Origin of the sequence: Mesorhizobium sp. M1169 (assembly GCF_040318345.1) — a bacterium.
Lineage (GTDB): Bacteria > Pseudomonadota > Alphaproteobacteria > Rhizobiales > Rhizobiaceae > Mesorhizobium.
This window is the reverse complement of the sequence record NZ_JAMYME010000008.1, coordinates 19,813-38,029: the sequence shown is the minus strand read 5'-3', so window position 1 is coordinate 38,029 and position 18,217 is coordinate 19,813. Positions and strand designations below refer to the sequence as shown.

The following is an 18,217-nucleotide window of genomic DNA, read 5'->3' as shown; positions in this document are numbered from 1 at the left end:
GCACTACTCCGGGGCATGGCAAACCGCCTCGACGTTGTTGCCGTCGGGATCGAAAACAAAGGCGCCATAATAGTTCGGATGGTAGTGCGGGCGCAGGCCCGGCCGGCCATTGTCCTTGCCGCCGGCGGCAATCGCCGCGGCGTGAAAGGCATCGACCTCGGCGCGGCTGCGAGCGGTGAAGGCGACATGCTGATGATCCTTCGGCTTGTCCTTGCCGGCATGCAGCCAAAACACCGGCCGGTCGCGGCCGTAGCCGCCGACCTTGGCGCCGCCGGTATATTCCTGCGGCACCATGTAGAGCAGCGCGGCGCCGAGCGGCGCCATTGCCTTGTCGTAAAAAGCCTTCGACGCGTCGAAATCCGAAACGGTGATGCCGAGATGATCGATCATCTTTTTACCTCCCAGGTGGTGATGCGTTCGCCGGTGACGGGGTCCTTGCCGTCCTTCAACTGGATGCCTTGCGTCAGCAACTCGTCGCGGATGCGGTCGGCCTCGGCCCAGTTCTTTGCGGCGATCAGCGCGAGGCGTTTGGCGATCGCCTTGGCAATGGCGTCTTCATCCACCTTGGCTGTTGCGATGTCGAAGCCGAGGAACAGAAGCGATGCCTTCAGTGAAGCGGCAGCATCGTTGTCTTCGGCGGCTGCGTTGCCGCTACCTGCGTTGAAATCAACAGCATCACCAGCCAACTGCGTCAGCAACTGGAATGCGGCGTAGGTGGCAAGGTCATCCGACAGCGCTTCGATCACATCCGCCGGCACCGGCTTTGCCGTCGGCGGCGCCAGATCGGCCGCCCGCTTCCATTTGCGCAGCGTATTCTCCGCCTCTTCCAGCTTGCGCACGGAAAAGTCGATCGGCTCGCGATAGTGCGTCATCAGCATCGCCAGCCTGAGCACCTCGCCCGGCCATTTGCGGCCGCCAAAGGTATCCGTCTCCAGCAATTCGGTGATCGAATAGAAATTGCCCAGGCTCTTGGACATCTTCTGGCCCTCGACCTGCAGGAAACCGTTGTGCATCCAAATCTTGGCCATCGTTTCGGTGCCGTGGGCGCAACGCGATTGCGCGATCTCGTTTTCGTGGTGCGGAAAGATCAGGTCGAGACCACCGCCATGGATATCGAACACCTCGCCGAGATAGGCGGCCGACATCGCCGAGCACTCGATGTGCCAGCCCGGCCGACCCCTGCCCCACGGGCTGTCCCAGCCCGGCTCCTCGGGCGAAGACAATTTCCACAGCACGAAATCCTGCGGGTTCTTCTTGTGCTCATCGACGGCGACGCGGGCGCCGGCCTGCTGCTCATCGAGATTGCGCTTCGACAACTGCCCATAATCCGGCATGGAAGCGGTGTCGAACAAGACTTCTCCAGCCGCGACATAGGCATGGCCGCGTTCGATCAAGCGTTGAATCAAGAAGATCATGTCGACCTTGCCGTCGGGCCTGGGCTCGACGAACTCGGTGGCGCGCGGCTCGACCGTCGGTTCCAGGCAACCGAGCGCCGCAACGTCCTTGTGGAACTGACCGGCGGTCTTTTCGGTGACCCGCCTGATCGCTTCGTTCAGCGACAGCTTGCCCGATGCAATTTCGCCGCCGAAATCGTGCAGCGCGCGAGCGTTGATCTTGTCGTCGACGTCCGTAATGTTGCGGACGTAAGTGACGTGCGCTTGCCCGTAGAGATGGCGCAGCAAGCGGAACAGCACGTCGAAGACGATCACCGGCCGCGCATTGCCGATATGGGCGAAGTCATAGACCGTCGGGCCGCAGACATACATGCGCACGTTGCGCGGATCGATCGGGAAGAAATCCTCCTTGCTCCGCGTTAGCGTGTTGTAGAGGCGCAGGCTCTTCGATGCGTCAGACATACGTGCGTTCCCGGTGTGTTACTTTGGCATGACCTTTTGGGATCGTGCCTGGATGGAGTCGGTTACGCCGAGGCGCGAATCGGCTCCAGCCTGCTGGCCGGGGCGTTTGTCCAATCTGGGAGGAGATGAGGCGAAAACGTCCAGGACCAGCGCGAGGCTAGCCAATAATGCAAATGCCACAAATGGCGAAAGACGTTCTCATGGCCGGCTTTATCGCCTTGCCCGGTGTTGCCGTCAAGTCGCTACCTTCGCCAAAAATATCGTTGGCTCACAGGAATTGAGCCACTGAAACATTTTATTAAACAGGTCGGCACTGTGATGAAACATTCGCCGGCTAGATCAGCAAGCGTCACGATTTGGTCGGATTCGGCCAGCAAACGCAGACACGAAGACGTTACCAGGGAAGAGAACAATGCCTAAGCAAGAATCCAACCGCGCCAAGCAACCGGCGCTCGCCAGCCATTACCGGGCGATCGGCCCGGCAGCAATTGTCGCAGCTCTTCTGCACACCGCGAAGAAGAAGAAGCCGGCGCAAAAAATCGTTTCGCCGCGCGCTGCCTGAGAATGCCGTCGGGAAAGATTGAGGCGCTCACGGCGAACCAGTAATAGTAGCTTTTGCTAAAATAAACTCATCTGACTGTCGTTCGCGCCGGACTTCCGGCGCTTGACCTTGTCGGGCTCAAGCTCGACGACGCCCTTCTCCTGAATCTCCGGCCCGGTATTGGCGACCTTGTTGACGAGGTCGGAAATCGGGATCGCTTCGAAGAAATCGAGCTGGGCGGGTCTCAGCAGATCGGCCACGTCGCGCGGCTCGAGCGTGCGGCAATCCAGCCAGCGCGCGAAATCTTCGGGATGGATCACCACCGGCATGCGGTCGTGGATATGGGCAGTGTCGGCATTGGCGTGGGCGGTCAGAATGGCGCCGGTGTCCATTTCCGAGCCGCCCGGCTCGGCATAGGTCTCAATCAGCCCGGCGAAGGCGACAAGCCCGCCACCCCTTGGCCGCACCCAATAGGGCTGCCCTCTTCTGCCACCGGTTTGGTGCCATTCGTAGAATCCCGAAGCCGGTACCAGGGCGCGCCGATGGCGCATGGCAGCGCGAAACGACGCCTTTTCCGAAGCCCCCTCAGAACGCGCGTTGAACAGCAGCGGGAAGTTACGCGTATCCTTGACCCAGGCCGGGATCAGGCCCCAGCGCACCAGCATCGAGCGGCGGTCGGGCAGGTTCGAGCCCGGCGCCTGTGGCAATCCGGCGAACGCCATCAGCACCGGCTGCGTCGGCGCGATGTTGTAGCGGGCCGGAAACTCCTCAAGTTCCGCTAGGCTGAGAAAGGCGGCGGTCTGGTCCGGAGTGGCCGTCAAAGCGTCCGCACATGAATTCAGCTCTCGAATTGGTGGCATGTGAAAGTGGCCATGGAATCCGCCTTTCGCAACCGCTAAAGCTGTTCGCCGGCGGCCGGTCCACAACGGGCTATGCCAATCGAGCGATCCGAAGCCCATGGAAGCACGCAAGATCATTCCGGCAGTCTCGGTCTGCGTCGTGCGCGAGAACACGGTGCTGCTGGTCAAGCGGGCCAGGCCACCCTCGCAAGGTCTCCATGCCTTTCCCGGCGGCAAGGTCGAAGCCGGCGAGACGCTGGAACAGGCAGCACGGCGCGAATTGCTGGAAGAGACCGGATTGCAGGCGCGCATCTACCGGCCGCTGCGGGAAATCCACATCGACGGCAGCGGCGACGGGCATCCTGTCGACTACTGGCTGACGGTGTTTGGGGCCGAGTATGCTGGCGGCGAGGCGGTGGCCAGCGACGATGCCGAGACCGCGGGTTTCTATACGCTGGCCGAAATGACAGGGATGCCGCTCGCCGATGCAGTGTTTGAAATTGCCGACGATCTACTCGGTCCCGACAAAGACGGCGAGATCTGAGCCAGAGAATCGCCTTGCAGGCGACAAATTGTTTCAGCACAAGGACCCATGAGCCGCACGTCTTCGTTTCTCGCCGCATGCCTCGCCGTCAGTGTGGTTGTCGGTGCGCGCCCGGCGATTGCCGCCGAAGCACCGTTCGAGCCCGGGCTGATGCGGCTGGCGGAAGTGCTCGGCTCGCTGCATTTCCTGCGTAATCTGTGTGGCGAGAAGGGCGATCGGTGGCGAGCCGAGATGGAAAAACTGATCGCATCGGAAAATCCGAACCCGGAGCGGCGCGCCCGCTTCATCGCCAGCTTCAACCGCGGCTACCGGTCGTTCGGCGGTACTTATACGCAATGCACGGCCTCGGCGACGGAAGCCATCAGCCGCTACATGAAGGAAGGCGAGACGCTGTCTCGCGACATCGCCTCGCGCTACGGAAACTGACGGCGGCAGCCGCTTTGCGGAAAAGCCGCATCAAGGGTCGGCGCCGTTGCGGCGGACGCGTTCGACGCTTCTCCGCTTGCCTCGAGTGAGGTCTTGGTGCAAACCTGATGTTGCACTTTTGCAACTATGTTAACGAAACGTTAGCGCGCAGATGTGAAATTAACTCAAACTGAAGGTTTCCGTCCCCTTGGCCTGCCTAATCGGCTAAGTTTGAAACGGATCGGACGCAGGTTTGCTGGACGCGACGGAATTTGTAGACGACGACCAAAAAAATGTCGCATTTACAAATACTTGCTGGGCCTGCGTGTAAAAGGGACAACTCAAGCTTGATCCCTGTCCAACGGATCACCGCTTGAAAGGGTGGACATCGCAATGGAACATGGCGTCAACGACATCGACGCGCTGGTCAGGGAAGAAAAGCGCCTGACCGCCGTGGAAAGCCACAGCGAAGCCTGGGCAGAAGGATTGTCGGCCGGGATCGAGCCGGAAATCATCGCCGAGGCGGCCCTCGAAACGGCATTCGGCGAAATGCTGCGCACCAATGGCGAGACCTCGGCGCTTGCCCTGCTCGATCGCATGCGTGAAAAGGTGATTGCCGGGGCCTTCGAGCCCGAAAGACTGCGTCACTGACCCCCGTTCTTTGACGACGGCGCGCCGCCGGACATCGTGTCCGGGCACATGGATGGGCTGGAACCAGGGAGTAGCAGGCGGTGAATTTTTCGATATCAGGCAAGCCGCGCGGCCTGGTCCTCAGCATTTGGTTCACCGCTTCCTGCGCCATGATTCCTTCTGCACTGTTTCTTGCGAGCAGTCCCTCTCAAGCCCTCAGCGAGATCAAGCGCGAAGACCTTCCCTCACCGGTCACGCCGCCGCCCGACGCTGACATGTCGCCGCCCGGAAGTACCGTGCCGATGCCCGGCCCGCTCGGCACGACGCCACCACCGGCCAGCCAGCCGACGCCATCCGACGAGCCGGAACAAACCGAACCGAAAGGGCCGGCCAACGATGGCGGCATGGCCAATCCGCATGTCGATCCGGACGCGCCCGTGCCCGAAGTCGTCTACGACCTGGCCAAGTTGCCGGAACCGGTCAGGCGCATGCACGATCTGATAGTCGAGGCCTGCAAAAGCGGCGACATCGAAAAACTTCGACCGCTGATCGGCAAGGGCGACATGATGACCCAGTTGTCGCTGGGTGACATCGAGGGCGACCCGATCGCCTTCCTGAAGGGCCTTTCGGGCGATACGGAAGGCCAGGAGATTCTCGCCATCCTGGAAGAAGTGCTCAGTGCCGGTTTTGTCCATGTCGATGCCGGCACGCCGCAGGACCTCTATGTCTGGCCCTATTTCTTCGCCCTGCCGCTGGACAAGCTCGATGCCAGGCAGCGGGTCGAGCTGTTCAAGATCGTCACCGCCAGCGACTATGACGACATGAAGCAGTTTGGTGCCTACATTTTCTACCGCGTCGGCATCACGCCGACCGGACAATGGACGTTCTTCGTCGCCGGCGACTAGCGCGCCAGCGCCTCGGAAAATTCCACCGCCCTGCCCTGGCTTGGCGTGACGATCTCGCCTTCCCACATCACGCGCCGGCCGCGCACGATGGTGCCGACGGGCCAGCCGGTCACCTGCCTGCCGTCATAAGGCGTCCAGCCGGCCTTGGAGCCTTGCTGGGCGTTGGCGATGGTGTCGCGGCGCTTCAGATCGACGATGGTCAGATCGGCATCGTAGCCGGCGGCAATACGGCCTTTCCTGGCGATGCCGAAAATACGCTGCGGGCCGTGGCTGGTCAGGTCGACAAAGCGCTGCAACGTCAGCCGGCCGGCGTTGACATGATCCAACATGATCGGCACCAACGTCTGCACCCCGGTCATGCCGGACGGCGACGCCGGATAAGGCTTTGCCTTCTCGGCCAGCGTGTGCGGCGCATGGTCGGAGCCGAGCACATCAACGATGCCTTGCGCAACGCCGTACCAGACCCCGTCGCGATGGCGCGTGGCGCGCACCGGCGGGTTCATCTGAATCAGGGTGCCCAACTGCGCATAATCATCGGCGCTCAGCGTCAGATGATGCGGCGTCGCCTCGCAGGTCGCGACATCCTTGTGCTGCTCGAGGAAGCCTACCTCCTCGGCGGTCGAGATGTGCAGCACATGGATCCGGGCGCGGACCTGGCGCGCGATGCGCACAAGGCGCTCCGTGCAGCGCAACGCAGCGATCTCGTCGCGCCACACCGGATGTGAGGACGGATCGCCCGCGATGCGCTCGCCAAGCCGCTCGCGCAGCCGGAACTCGTCCTCGGAGTGAAAGGCGGCGCGGCGGCGTGTGTTCCTCAGGATCGAGGCAACGCCTTCGTCGTCCTCGACCAGCAGGTCGCCGGTGGACGAGCCCATGAAAACTTTTATGCCGGCCGCACCAGGCAGCCGCTCGAGATCGCCAGCGTCTTTTGCATTGTCGCGGGTCCCGCCAACCCAGAAGGCAAAGTCGCAATGCATGCGGCCGGTGGCACGCCGCACCTTGTCGGCAAGGGTTGCCTCACTGGTGGTCAGCGGATTGGTGTTCGGCATCTCGAAGACGGCGGTGACGCCGCCGAGCACCGCTGCCCGCGAGCCCGTCTCCAGATCTTCCTTGTGCTCCAGGCCCGGCTCGCGGAAATGCACCTGGCTGTCGACGACGCCCGGCAGGATGTGCAGCCCACGGCAGTCGATCGTCTCACCGGCCGACGCCTGGCGGAGGTCGCCGATGGCAGCGATGCGCCCACCATTGATGCCGACGTCGCGAAAACCCTGGCCGTCGTGATTGACCACGGTGCCGCCTGTCAGGATGAGATCGTAGATGGGGGCCATACGGATCCGGTCTCTTGCGGGGGAAGTGCCAGCGGCTTACGTAATGGCCGATAGTTTTGCAAGATCAGGCTCGTTTTCCCACCATGCCCTTTGCCCCGCTCAGAGATCGCGCACTCGTTTCCGTGTCCGGGCCGGATGCCGAGCACTTTTTACAGAACATCCTGACCACCGACCTCGACGTGCTCGGCAGCAGCGAAGCAAAGCCCGGCGCGCTGCTAACGCCGCAAGGCAAGATCCTTTTCGACTTCCTGATCTCGCGCGCCGGCGAAAATGCTTTCCGACTTGAATGCCGTACCGAGACCGCCGATGATTTCATGCGCCGGCTGACGCTCTATAAATTGCGCGCTAAAGTCGAAATTGCCAAGCTGGATCAGCCGGTTGTGGCCGTCGCATGGGGAAGCGATTCAACCACTTCGCAATTTGAATCAGCACCGTTTGCTGATGCGCGGTTTGTCGATACTGCCGTCAAGCGCTTCTACGATGACACCGCAGATGGCGGCGACCTTGCCGCATGGCAAGCCTTTCGCATCGCCCATGGCATTGCCGAAAGCGGTGCGGACTACCAGCTCGGCGACGCTTTTCCGCATGACGTGTTGCTCGACGAGATCGGCGGTGTCGGCTTCAAGAAAGGCTGCTACGTCGGCCAGGAGGTCGTCTCGCGCATGCAGCATCGAGGCACTGCCAGGCGTCGGGTGTTGATTGTCTCGGCCGAACGCACCCTGCCCACTTCGCGCGCAGAGTTGACCGTGGAGGGGCGACCGGTCGGCACGCTTGGCTCGACCGCGGCCAGGACAGGCCTTGCCATTGCCCGCATCGACCGGGTCAAGGCAGCGCTCGACGCCGGCCTGCCGATCCTGGCGGAGGATGTCGCCGTGTCGCTCGCTATCCCGTCCTGGGCGAAATTCAGCTTTCCGCGGGAAGCCATCGGCGCGGAGGATGCCTGATGGCTGCCGATCGCGCCGGGGCGCCGCCGCGCGCCTGGCAGCGCATGCTGTCCGGCCGACGGCTCGATCTGCTCGATCCCTCGCCGCTCGACATCGAGATCTCCGATATTGCCCATGGCCTTGCCCGCGTCGCACGCTGGAACGGCCAGACCAGAGGCGAGCACGCCTTTTCTGTCGCCCAGCATTCGCTGCTGGTCGAAACGCTTGTCGGCGAGCTGATGCCGGATGCCGACGCCGACGCGCGGTTGGCGGCGCTGCTGCACGACGCGCCGGAATATGTCATCGGCGACATGATCTCGCCGTTCAAATCCGTGATGGGCGGCAGCTACAGGGATTGCGAGATCAGGCTGCAGCGCGCCATCCATCTGCGCTTTTCACTGCCGGCCGAACTCGACGCGGGACTGCGCAAGGAGATCAAGCGAGCGGATCAGATCGCCGCTTATTTCGAAGCAACGCTGCTTGCGGGTTTTTCGACGGCAGAGGCGACGGAGTTCTTCGGCAGGCCGCGCGGCTTCAACGCCGAGCGCTTCGACGTCACGCCGCGCTCGGTGACTTGGGCGCAGAATGCCTTTCTCAAACGCTTTGCGGCGATCGAAAAGTCGCGACGCCAGACTGCCGTTCCAGCCGGCTGAAAACGGTAAATTAACCGGCAGGGACAACAGTGCCATGGTTAACCATGGTCCATAGGCTTGCCTCATGCCCGTTGCCGGTATCAAGGCTGGTTCGTCCGTCCGCCGACGGAGGGCCAAAGGCGTTGGTCAGCCGCAACCTATTGAAGACGAGCTGCGCGAACAGAACGAGCGTTTTTCGGCAGCGGTCGAGAACATGTCGCATGGCCTGTGCATGTTCGATGCCGATGAACGGATGATCATCTGCAACGGGAACTACATCAGCATCTTTCGCCTCGACGCCGAAGTGGTGCGCCCCGGCATCCGGTTTTTCGACATCCTCCAGCACAGCGTGGATATCGGCATCGCCTCGCAAAGCGCTGAGCAACTCTATGCCATCCGCAAGCCCTATATCGACCAGGCAAAGCCTTCCACCTATGAGGAAACGCTTGCAGACGGGCGTATCGTCAACATTTCGCACCGGCCGCTGGCGTCAGGCGGTTGGGTATCGATCTACGAGGACATCACCGAGCAACGGCGCGCCGAGCAGGAGTTGAAGGAGCAGCACCGCCGTTTCGACGCGGCACTTGCCAACATGTCGCAAGGCCTTTTGATGTACGATGCGGATGGCAAGCTGATCGTGCGCAACGAACGTTTCCTGGAACTTTATCATGTCAGGCCGGCCGACTTCCCGCTTGGTATGAGCCACCGTGATGCGTTCAAGCGGCTGCTGGAACTGGGCATTTATACAAAGCTCGACCCCGACAGCGAAATCTCGCAAATCGAAGCCTGCCTGCGGGCGGGGAAAACACACGTAACGCATCGCCATCTCGCTGACGGCAGGACGCTGCTGGTTGCGCGCCGGCCGATGAGCGGCGGCGGCTGGGTCGCGACGTTCGACGACGTCACCGAGCGCAGGCGCGTGGAAGAGCGCATGACCCATCTTGCGCACCACGACACACTGACCAACCTGCCCAATCGCTCGATGCTTCGCGAACGGCTCGACCAAGCCCTGAGTGAGACCAGAGACGGATCGCTGGCGATATTCTCGCTCGACCTCGATCACTTCAAGGCGGTCAACGATAGCTGGGGCCACCCCGCCGGCGACTGGCTGCTGAAATGCGTGGCCGAACGGCTGCAACGGTGCCTGCGCAATGAAACGGACGTTGTCGCCCGCTTCGGCGGCGACGAATTCGTCATCATCCAGTTCAATCTCAAAAGCCCAGGCGACGCGGAAAAGCTGGCCAAACGCATCGTCGAGATCATCGGAAAGCCGTTTCGCGACAAAAGACACGACATGCGTGTCGGCATCAGTCTCGGCATTGCGCTGTTTCCGAATGACGGCAAGGACGCCGACACTTTGCTGAAAAATGCCGATATGGCGCTCTATCGGGCAAAGAGCGAAGGGCGCAACCTGTACCGCTTCTTCGAACCAGCCATGGACGCGATGGTGCGGGCACGCCGGGCGCTCGAAATCGATCTCAGGGCAGCGCTCTCGCGACGGGAATTCGAGCTGGATTTCCAGCCGATCATGAACATCGCCTCCGGCGAAATCGTCGGTGCCGAAGCCTTGATGCGCTGGCGTTCGCCGGTGCGCGGCCTGGTACGGCCGGACGACTTCATTCCGGCCGCCGAGGAGACCGGGCTGATCGTGCCGCTTGGAGAATGGGCGCTGCGAAAAGCCTGCACGACCGCGGCAGGCTGGGCGGCTTGGCGCATCGCAGTCAATGTCTCCGCCGTGCAGATCAAAAGCGGTACCTTTGCCCGCAGCGTTATCTCGGCACTGGCGTTCTCGGGCGTGCCGGCCAACCGGCTTGAACTGGAAATCACCGAAACGGTGCTGATGGACGAGAGCGATCTGGTGCTCAAGACACTCAGGCAGCTACGCGATCTGGGCGTCCGCATCGCGCTGGACGATTTCGGCACCGGCTATTCGTCGCTGGGCTACCTCAGGCGCTTTCCCGTCGACAAGATCAAGATCGATCGCTCTTTCACCCGTGACATCGACAGTCGCGATACCGCGGCGATCGTGCGCACCATCATCGGGCTTGGCGCACAGCTGGGCATCACCGTCACCGCCGAAGGTGTCGAGACCGAAGCGCAGCTTGAATTCCTGCAAAAGGAGGGTTGTGTCGAGGCCCAGGGCTATTTGATCGGGGTGCCGTCAAAGGCGTCGGACATTAATCGGCTGCTGAAGTCGAGCGCGACGATCCGGCAGTCCGGCTAAGTGCGACAGTCTCGCGGAAGCGCGGGCAACCGGCTTAGATCTCCTTGGGATGACGCCCGATCCGCGTGTTAATTCCTTGATAGAAGAAGGCGGCATTCAGCTGTGGCGAACCAGGAGGTTCCCAACGGGTCAGAGATGTCCGCTCAATGCCTCCACCATATCCTTGTTCGTCGCCACGGGAACGATCTCGAATTCGACCAGATCCGCCCATTCGATGACCCACCGCTGCAGGAGCGTGACGTCATCGGCCTCCACCAGCAGGAAGCAGCGGCTCATATCCGCTGCGATCCAGCTGTGGTGCACGAGAAGCGCGTCCGGCTTCAGGCGGCCCTGGTCGCGGAAACGGCGGTAGATCTCCTTGCGGTCGCAGCCGCGAAAATCCTCGGTTACGAAGAACAGCATCTTTTTCCCCTCAGTTCGGATATTATCGCCCCGGCCGGTCGAGCCGCTCCAGGAACCACTGCGTCAGCCGCACCCAGACCTCGTCTTTTTCGCCGGAGTCTTCCCAGCCGTGGTCGAGGTTGGGGTTGTCGTTGACCTCGATGACGAAGACGCCGTCCCTGGTTTCCTTGAGGTCGACGCCGTAGAGGCCGTCGCCAATGCAGCGCGCCGCGCTCACCGCCGTCTCGACGACGTGGGCCGGTGCTTCCTTCAGGGTGAAGGTCTTGATGCCGCCCTGGTCGGGCTTGCCGTTGGCCTTATGATTGACGATCTGCCAATGTTTCTTGGCCATCAGATAATGGACGGCGAACAAGGGCTGGCCGCCGAGGACACCGACGCGCCAGTCATATTCCGTCGGAATGAATTTTTGCGCGATCAGGAGGTCGGAATCCTCCAGCCATTCGGTTGCGAGCGTCTTCAACTCTTCGAAGGTGCCGCATTTCTTGACGCCGCGCGAAAACGAGGAGTCCGGGATCTTCAGCACCAGCGGGAAGCCCAGCGTCTGTGCCGCAACTTCCAGGTCCGAGGTGCCGGCAATCATCACCGTCGGCGGCACCGGTACCTTGTTGTAGGTCATCAGCTCGTTGAGATAGACCTTGTTGGTGCAGCGGATCATCGACAGCGGATCGTCGATGACCGGCATGCCTTCCTGCTGGGCGCGGCGGGCAAAGCGGTAGGTGTGGTTGGAGATCGAAGTGGTCTCGCGGATGAACAGCGCGTCGTAGTTGGCGAGCTTGGCCAGATCCCGCTTGGTGATCGGCTCGATTTCGACGCCCATCTTTTCAGCGATCTTGGCCCAGTGGCGCAGCGACGAAATCTCCGACGGCGGCAGTTCCTCATGCGGATCGACCAGCGTTGCGAAAGTGTAGCGCGCCGGCGTGCGGCCCTTGGTGTCGCGCCACTCGCGGTTGGTGTAGGTCTCCAGGCACTGGAGAAAGTGCGTTTCCTCGTCCTCGGTCATCCTGGCCAGGGGATGGAACCCGATCTTGCGGATCGAGGCCCATTCGGCGCTGTCCCTGATGTGGACCTCGAGTGCCGGGGCACGGAACCAGTCGAACAGAAGTTTTGCGAAGCGGTCCCAGATCCTGGACGGTCCGATGCCGAAGAAGATGCAGGCCTTCTGCGGGAAAGCGCCGCCCAGATCCTTGCGGCACTTGTTGAGTGCGAGTTCGAGTTCCGGCAACGCGTGCTCATAGAGCTTGCGCTCCGACAGGTCGATCATCGTTTCGACCGTCGGGATGACCTTATGGCCGCGCGAACCGGCAAGCAGCGACGCGTAATAGCCGCGGCTCTGGTAGCCGTAATTGTTCGACAGGTTGATGACCTTCGGCCGCTGACCGCGAAACAGTGCCGGATGGGCAAGGTAGTCGCGATTGGTGATGATCTTGTGCGGCGTCGCCACTTGGTCGAGATCGTTCTGCCGGCCGGTAAGGATGACCCAGGTCATTGGCTGTCGCGCTTTCCGAGAGTGATGGCGGCGCGCAATCCGTCGCGGCCGAATTGCGCCATGTTCATGAAGATGCCGTAAGGCACGGGAATGTTGGCAGCATCGAGGATCGTCTCCTGCCGCTCGTCCTCGACCCAAGGGTCGTGGATCAGGATATGATCGCCGTCGTCACCGATGGCCAATACCCAGTGCGGAACCTTCTTGCCGAACATCAGGAAGCCGCTGATCAGGACCAGTACCAGTTTTCCCTCTGCGATCGCGGTGCGAATGTCGTCAAGCCCGAATGAACGGTAATTCACCGGGATGCCGTAAAGTTCCGCGCGGCGGCGAAAGTCGACCTGCGCCAGCTCCATCACCCGGCGCTTGTCCTCGCTGCGCACCGACTGCAGGAACAGCGCGCCGTAGAAGGAGACATAGATCTCAGCAGCAAGCCCGCTCTCATAGCCAGCGACGGCCAGCCCGAACGGTTCGCAGCCGCCCGGCCCCGACATCATGAAAACGGTCGTCGCCTCACGCCACAGCCTGATTTCCATAACCGGATCCGGCACGAATCCGGGGTCGAAGTTAGCCATCGCCATCATCAGGCAGCATGGTCCGCAGGTGAATTCGCAAGTCTGCTGATAAAACGGCACTTCGGTGGCGACCGGAATGTCGCCGCGCAAGGTCTTTTCATAGCGCAGCGCAGTGGCGCCATCCTCGTAGTAGTCCGGTTCACGACCGATCTTACGGTAGCCGCTCTGCTCGTAGATCTGGATGGCGCGCGGGTTGTCCTCGCGGACTTCCAAACGAAGCATCATGCGGCCATGCTCGAAAGCGGCGGCTTCAGCCTGTTCCAGCAGCAGGCGGCCAACGCCACGGCCGCCGAAAAATGGACCGACGGCGATCGAATAAAGCCGGGCGACGCCGCTGCCCTTGCGAAACAGCACGACCGCATAGCCGGCGACGTGGCCATCGTTCTCGCCAACCAGCAGTTCGGCGGTGTCGCGTTCGATCAGTTGGCGAAAAGAGCGGCGAGAAATGCGGTCGCTCGAGAAAACAGCTTTTTCGATGGCGGCGAGGTCATCGACGTCGGACGCGCGGGCCTTGCGAATCTCGGCAGGCATGCGGGCTCAGAAAACCTCGATTGGGTTGTGGAAACTGCCCTAGTCTAAACATCGGTCACACCAGCCGAAGTGCCAGCATTCAGCAAGCGCTATCGCACCTCGATTAGGGCCGAATTGTGACAGTTTTCAAGGCAGGCAGGTCGCGCAAAGGCTTTGAAACGACCTTCGTGTTTCGGCATCGGCGCGGCTCCGGAAAAACGAGATCCTGCTCAGCTTTTCAAGCCCGCCAGAAGCTGGCCATAGGCGCTCTTGGCCACTGCGGCCAGCTGCTCGCGCGGCAGCGATCCGACGACGGCGCAGCCATAACCCTTGTCCAGCCAGTAGACGGCCTCAGGACCATCTTCTTCCCCATAAGTGCCCTTGGCCTTGGCTGCCGATTCGGCGATGACGAAGAGCGAAATGCGCTCGCCCTTGTCGTCCTCGTAAAGCAGCATCGCGGCCTTGCCCTGGCCGGCAGGCAGCAGCCGGCCACCGACCAGTTGGAAACCTTGCGCCGCCAGATCCGGTGCGACGAGCTTCAAACCCACCTGGTTCGATAACCAGCTCTGCAAATGATCCTTATCGCTTGCCGGCACTTCCACCGCATGCCGCTTTTCGGCGGCATAGATGACATGGGCGGCGATCGCCTCTTCGGCAAGCTGGTCTTCGGCCGTGTTTTCCAGGCCGAGGCGGCCGATGCCGGCAAGGTAGCCGCCAGCGCCGCCAATCACCAGGATGGCGGCAGCGGCGGCCGCAAGCCACCAACGCGAGCGCGATGGCGACATTCTGACCACCGGCGCCTCACCAAGCACCACCTTGGTCAGCCGCACCGGGACGGGCTCGTCCAGCACGCTGTTAAAGGCTGCGCGCAACGCTGCCCGGTCGGCGGCGTAGCGTGCGCTCCTGGCCTTCATCTCGGCATTGGCCTCGAGCCATGCCTCATAGGCCGTCCGCTCATCGCCCGGCAACTCGCCATCGAGAGCCATGTGGATGTCGCGTTCGGAGAAATCGCGTCGGCTCATTTCTCGACGATCCTTATCGACCGGCGGCGCGCGGTATCATCAAGCAGCGCGCGCAGTTCCTCGCGCCCGCGCGCGATGCGCGACATCAAGGTGCCGGCGGGAACCCCAAGGATGTTGGCGGCTTCGGCGTAGGAAAACCCTTCGATGGCGACCATCACAAGTGCCGCGCGCCGGTCAGGGCTGATCGCCTGCAGCGCGTCGACGATCTCGCGCGAGGCGATGCTCTCGACCTGCTCGGCGGGTGCTGCCTGCGCCTCGCTCGCCTCGAGCGGCAGCATCGCTGCCTCGCCGCGCCGGTTCACCTTGCGCATCTGGTCGATGAACAAATGATGCATGATCGTAAACAGCCACCTCCTGGGGCTTTCTCCTGTCTGCCAATTGTCGAGCCGCACAAGTGCCCGCTCGAGACAATCCTGGACGAGATCGTCAGCGGAATCGCGGTCGCGCAACAGCGAGCGTGCATAGCGGCGCAGACGCGGTATTTCACCAAGGATTGCTGCCTTCTTTTCGTCCATGACCGCTGGTTCTGGAGGGCCCCTGTCCGTGATGATTGAACGCGCCTTTGCAGCGCGGCGCAAGCGGCCAGCGCGAAGCGGTCCGCCGCCCCGGTCACCCAAGCAAATGAATAACGCTGCCAGTGGCAGGTTTATTCCCGGCCAAATTGAAATCGTCAGCTATTGCTCGTCTCGAGCTTTGCTTTCGCCGCCCTTGTCAGCAGCCGCTGATAGAACAGGCCGATGCCGATGAGCACCGCGCCGAGGCCGATGAAGGACAGCGCCCGCAACACGCCTTCCAGTTCCGACATGTCGAAGATGAAGACTTTGAGCACGGCGATCGAGATCAGCGCCGCCGACGCTATGCGCAGCACCTGCGACTTCAGCCATACACCTGCGGTGAGCAGCACCACGCCGATGACCAGCCACAGTGCCGAATAAGTATAGGTCTCGAGCTGGCCGAGACCGCTCCACAGCCCGATGAACTCGCCCTTGAACAGGCGCCTGACCGACAGCGTGGCATAGGCGAAGCCGAGCACCGCCGCCACCATCGCCAGCATCTGCGCATACCATTTCGGTCGTTTGTCGCGGGCATAGAGCGCCAGTGCGCCGGCCGCAACCGCCGGCAAGAGGTAGGCGAGGAACAGAAGATTGAACACCGGAATGCTGCCGGTCGATTCATCCGTCAGCAGCGGGTTCAGCGCCAGAAAATGCTGGAGGACGATGAACGCGACCGAGACCACGCCCGCTGCAATCGAGCCGTAGCGCAGCACCGAACTTGGCGAGCGCATGTCGATGGCGACCAGGATGGCACCGGCACCGATGGCGATCAGCGTGTAGATCGCCTGTTCGGCAAGCGTCGCAGCAGCCGTATCGATGACGCCGCCATGCATGGCATGGCGCACCAGCATGGCGACGGTGAGCAGGGCAAACAGCGCGGCGCCGGCCTCCATTGCGAGGCGCGGTCGGCCGTTGGTGGTTCGGGCAAGCTGCCAGGCGGCAAAACCGAAAGCGAGCGCCGGCACGCCATATCCAAGCAGCAGCCAGTTGAACACCGGCGTCTTCGACAGGAACTCGGCACCGACGATGGTCGGGTCGAAGGCAGCGCGACCAAGCACTGCAATCACCGCACCAACGGAAATCCAGCCAAGCACCGGATAGCTACGCCAGCGCGTCGCCAGCGCCGGCACGGCGGCGGCTGCTCCGAGCAGGATGGTTGTCCAGCCGGAACCAAAGGCCATGTGCAGCATCAGCAGGCCGGCAATCGCCGCCCCGCCGAGCGCAAAGGAGACAGCAGCGCCGCCGGTTAGCGGCGGCGCTTCGCCGCGCGCTATCCACTCGCCGCCGGCGACGAAGACTCCGACCAAAACGGCTGCGACCGCCGCATAAGCAAGGTCTCGGTCGAGATTGCCGAAGGTAGACCAGAGCGCCAGCAGGATGACCAGTGGCGCGACAGCGCTCCAGGCCGCCCATGCGGCGGCGCGCAGCCAGCCAGAGGCCGCAAAACGGCGCGCCGCCCAAAAGCCGGCGCCGATGAAGACCAGGCCGAGAGCGATGCCGACCCTGAACATCAAGGCATCGGACGCCACGACCGGCATGCCGTCGACGCCGAGAGCGCCACCCGAAAAATCTGAAGCGATCGTGGTCGGCGGAATGATGCCGAGATAGACCAGTACCGTCGCCAGCCCGGCGGCGTGCAGCAGTGCAAGCGCCCGCGGCCGGTAGAGCGCCACCGCCACCAGGGCTGCGACAAGGGCGGCCCCCGGCAATGCACCGCGGATGGCGACGAAGGCCGGATCGACAAACAGGGCCAGCGCCGAAAGGCCGACGAAGAAGCCCGGCGCGATCGACGGCCAGTCGAAGCCGCTGCCGGCGCCCGCATCGTCGCGGCGGCCAAGCCAGACGAAGGCGAGCACGGCCAGTGTCACTCCGTCGATAAAGAGGATGACGGCAAGGTTCGCCCCCGGCGCGTCGGTCATATAGAAGATGGTCCAGACGCCCGTGGCGACGAAGGCTGCGGCCATCAAAAGCCTCCAGTCGCGGATGCGAGCAATGACGCAGGTGGCGGCGAGCACGATCGCCAGATAGCCGAACAGCGCCCACGGATTGGGCGCCTGCGAGGCGACCAGCAGCGGCGTCACCATGGCACCGAGTAGGCCGACGCCGGCCAGCGCCTGACCGTGGACCAGGCTTGCCGCGATCGTCGCCACCCCGATGGCGCCGAGCAGCGTGAAAGCGAGCGTCGGGCCGATGAAGCCGTAAATGCTGTACGCGGCGTAGACGGTACCGAACAGGATGAAAGCGCCGGCCGCCGTCAGGATCGCCGGGATATAGGCACCGGCAGCACCTTGCACCGGCACCCTGAAGCCGGTGCGCCGGATGAACTCGCCGCCGGCGACCAGCACCAGCCCGAGTGCCGCCGCCATGACAAGCCGCACGCGTGGCCCGAAAATGCCGGCCTCGATGGTGTAGCGGATCAGAAACAAGCCACCCAGCGCCAGCGCGATGCCGCCGACCCAGACCGCCCAGCGGGTACCGAGCGCCGTTTCGACGTCGGACTGGCGAGCTGCCTTCGCCGCTGCCGCCGGTTGCGCCGACTCCGGCGCGGACGGCGCCGTTGTATCGGCATCGGCCTCTGTAGCTGACACGACCGCTGCGGGCCGTGGCGATACGGCCATGTCGGCTGTGACCGCAAGCGGGATTGCGGCATCCGCCGGTTTGCTGTCGTTTGCAGCCGGTCCCTTGGCTTGCGGCGGCAGCGCGGGCGTGCCCGAAAGCACAAGGCTGCGCAAGGCGCCAAGCTCGCGCTCGATCAGGCCGATGCGGCTCTGCTGGCGTGAAATGATGACGAACAGCGCGATGATGGCGACGAGGCCAATCAGGCTTTCAAACATGGCGGTTCCC

18 protein-coding genes are annotated in these 18,217 nt (G+C 62.7%); 8 read left to right on the top strand and 10 right to left on the bottom strand.

Going from position 1 to position 18,217, the window contains the following annotated elements:
* Positions 1-3 precede the first annotated feature (3 nt).
* Together NKH41_RS10690 and cysS are read right to left on the bottom strand one after the other, a co-directional pair.
* A complete protein-coding gene (locus NKH41_RS10690; protein WP_352471065.1) occupies positions 4-390 on the bottom strand; it encodes a VOC family protein in 387 nt (128 codons plus the stop codon).
* On the bottom strand, positions 387-1,856 hold the full coding sequence (gene cysS / locus NKH41_RS10685) for a cysteine--tRNA ligase (RefSeq protein WP_352771619.1): 1,470 nt from the start codon (positions 1,854-1,856) through the stop codon (positions 387-389). Before cysS ends, NKH41_RS10690 begins: the two co-directional genes overlap by 4 nt.
* A 412-nt stretch (positions 1,857-2,268) precedes the next feature.
* On the opposite strand from cysS, the gene NKH41_RS10680 reads away from it, so the two are divergent.
* Positions 2,269-2,418, top strand: a complete 150-nt coding sequence (locus NKH41_RS10680; RefSeq protein ID WP_023677745.1) for a hypothetical protein — start codon at positions 2,269-2,271, stop codon at positions 2,416-2,418.
* Between the two features lie 56 nt (positions 2,419-2,474).
* On the opposite strand, the gene NKH41_RS10675 is transcribed toward NKH41_RS10680, so the two are convergent.
* Positions 2,475-3,257, bottom strand: a complete 783-nt coding sequence (locus NKH41_RS10675; RefSeq protein ID WP_352771657.1) for an SOS response-associated peptidase — start codon at positions 3,255-3,257, stop codon at positions 2,475-2,477.
* A gap of 97 nt (positions 3,258-3,354) precedes the next feature.
* Between NKH41_RS10675 and NKH41_RS10670 the strand changes: the two genes are divergently transcribed.
* From NKH41_RS10670 to NKH41_RS10655, 4 genes are all read left to right on the top strand, one after another.
* Positions 3,355-3,780 carry an NUDIX hydrolase gene (locus NKH41_RS10670; protein WP_352771617.1) on the top strand — a complete coding sequence of 142 codons (426 nt, stop codon included), beginning with the start codon at positions 3,355-3,357 and terminating at the stop codon, positions 3,778-3,780.
* 48 nt (positions 3,781-3,828) lie between these two features.
* Positions 3,829-4,206, top strand: coding sequence for a TIGR02301 family protein (locus NKH41_RS10665; RefSeq protein ID WP_023677748.1), 378 nt, complete (start codon positions 3,829-3,831; stop codon positions 4,204-4,206).
* Between the two features lie 372 nt (positions 4,207-4,578).
* Positions 4,579-4,836 carry a hypothetical protein gene (locus NKH41_RS10660; protein WP_023677749.1) on the top strand — a complete coding sequence of 86 codons (258 nt, stop codon included), beginning with the start codon at positions 4,579-4,581 and terminating at the stop codon, positions 4,834-4,836.
* An 80-nt stretch (positions 4,837-4,916) separates the two neighbouring features.
* A complete protein-coding gene (locus tag NKH41_RS10655) occupies positions 4,917-5,720 on the top strand; it encodes a hypothetical protein (RefSeq protein WP_352771616.1) in 804 nt (267 codons plus the stop codon).
* On the opposite strand, the gene NKH41_RS10650 is transcribed toward NKH41_RS10655, so the two are convergent.
* On the bottom strand, positions 5,717-7,048 hold the full coding sequence (locus NKH41_RS10650; RefSeq protein WP_352540781.1) for a dihydroorotase: 1,332 nt from the start codon (positions 7,046-7,048) through the stop codon (positions 5,717-5,719). The genes NKH41_RS10655 and NKH41_RS10650 overlap by 4 nt on opposite strands.
* Before the next feature lie 83 nt (positions 7,049-7,131).
* Between NKH41_RS10650 and ygfZ the strand changes: the two genes are divergently transcribed.
* The 3 genes from ygfZ (at position 7,132) to NKH41_RS10635 (ending at position 10,827) form a co-directional block, all read left to right on the top strand.
* The gene (ygfZ, locus tag NKH41_RS10645; protein ID WP_352471059.1) at positions 7,132-7,992 is read left to right on the top strand and encodes a CAF17-like 4Fe-4S cluster assembly/insertion protein YgfZ; all 861 of its coding nucleotides are present in this window, start codon (positions 7,132-7,134) and stop codon (positions 7,990-7,992) included.
* Positions 7,992-8,624, top strand: a complete 633-nt coding sequence (locus tag NKH41_RS10640) for a YfbR-like 5'-deoxynucleotidase (protein WP_023719870.1) — start codon at positions 7,992-7,994, stop codon at positions 8,622-8,624. Before ygfZ ends, NKH41_RS10640 begins: the two co-directional genes overlap by 1 nt.
* A gap of 64 nt (positions 8,625-8,688) precedes the next feature.
* Positions 8,689-10,827 carry a putative bifunctional diguanylate cyclase/phosphodiesterase gene (locus NKH41_RS10635; RefSeq protein ID WP_352771615.1) on the top strand — a complete coding sequence of 713 codons (2,139 nt, stop codon included), beginning with the start codon at positions 8,689-8,691 and terminating at the stop codon, positions 10,825-10,827.
* Between the two features lie 129 nt (positions 10,828-10,956).
* On the opposite strand, the gene NKH41_RS10630 is transcribed toward NKH41_RS10635, so the two are convergent.
* The 6 genes from NKH41_RS10630 to NKH41_RS10605 all read right to left on the bottom strand — a co-directional run bounded on the left by NKH41_RS10630 (position 10,957) and on the right by NKH41_RS10605 (position 18,207).
* Positions 10,957-11,229, bottom strand: coding sequence for a DUF3303 domain-containing protein (locus tag NKH41_RS10630; protein ID WP_023719871.1), 273 nt, complete (start codon positions 11,227-11,229; stop codon positions 10,957-10,959).
* Positions 11,230-11,251: 22 nt separating this feature from the next.
* On the bottom strand, positions 11,252-12,715 hold the full coding sequence (locus tag NKH41_RS10625) for a RimK family ATP-grasp domain-containing protein (protein ID WP_352490911.1): 1,464 nt from the start codon (positions 12,713-12,715) through the stop codon (positions 11,252-11,254).
* The gene (locus tag NKH41_RS10620) at positions 12,712-13,818 is read right to left on the bottom strand and encodes a peptidase C39 family protein (protein WP_352471055.1); all 1,107 of its coding nucleotides are present in this window, start codon (positions 13,816-13,818) and stop codon (positions 12,712-12,714) included. The genes NKH41_RS10625 and NKH41_RS10620 overlap by 4 nt, the downstream gene beginning before the upstream one ends.
* Positions 13,819-14,027: 209 nt before the next feature.
* Entirely contained in the window at positions 14,028-14,819 is a 792-nt protein-coding gene (locus NKH41_RS10615) for an anti-sigma factor family protein (RefSeq protein WP_352771614.1), read from the bottom strand.
* Positions 14,816-15,334: a sigma-70 family RNA polymerase sigma factor gene (locus tag NKH41_RS10610; protein WP_023719875.1), complete on the bottom strand. Its 519-nt coding sequence runs from the start codon at positions 15,332-15,334 to the stop codon at positions 14,816-14,818. Before NKH41_RS10610 ends, NKH41_RS10615 begins: the two co-directional genes overlap by 4 nt.
* A gap of 155 nt (positions 15,335-15,489) precedes the next feature.
* The gene (locus tag NKH41_RS10605; RefSeq protein ID WP_352771612.1) at positions 15,490-18,207 is read right to left on the bottom strand and encodes a DUF2339 domain-containing protein; all 2,718 of its coding nucleotides are present in this window, start codon (positions 18,205-18,207) and stop codon (positions 15,490-15,492) included.
* Positions 18,208-18,217: the final 10 nt, after the last annotated feature.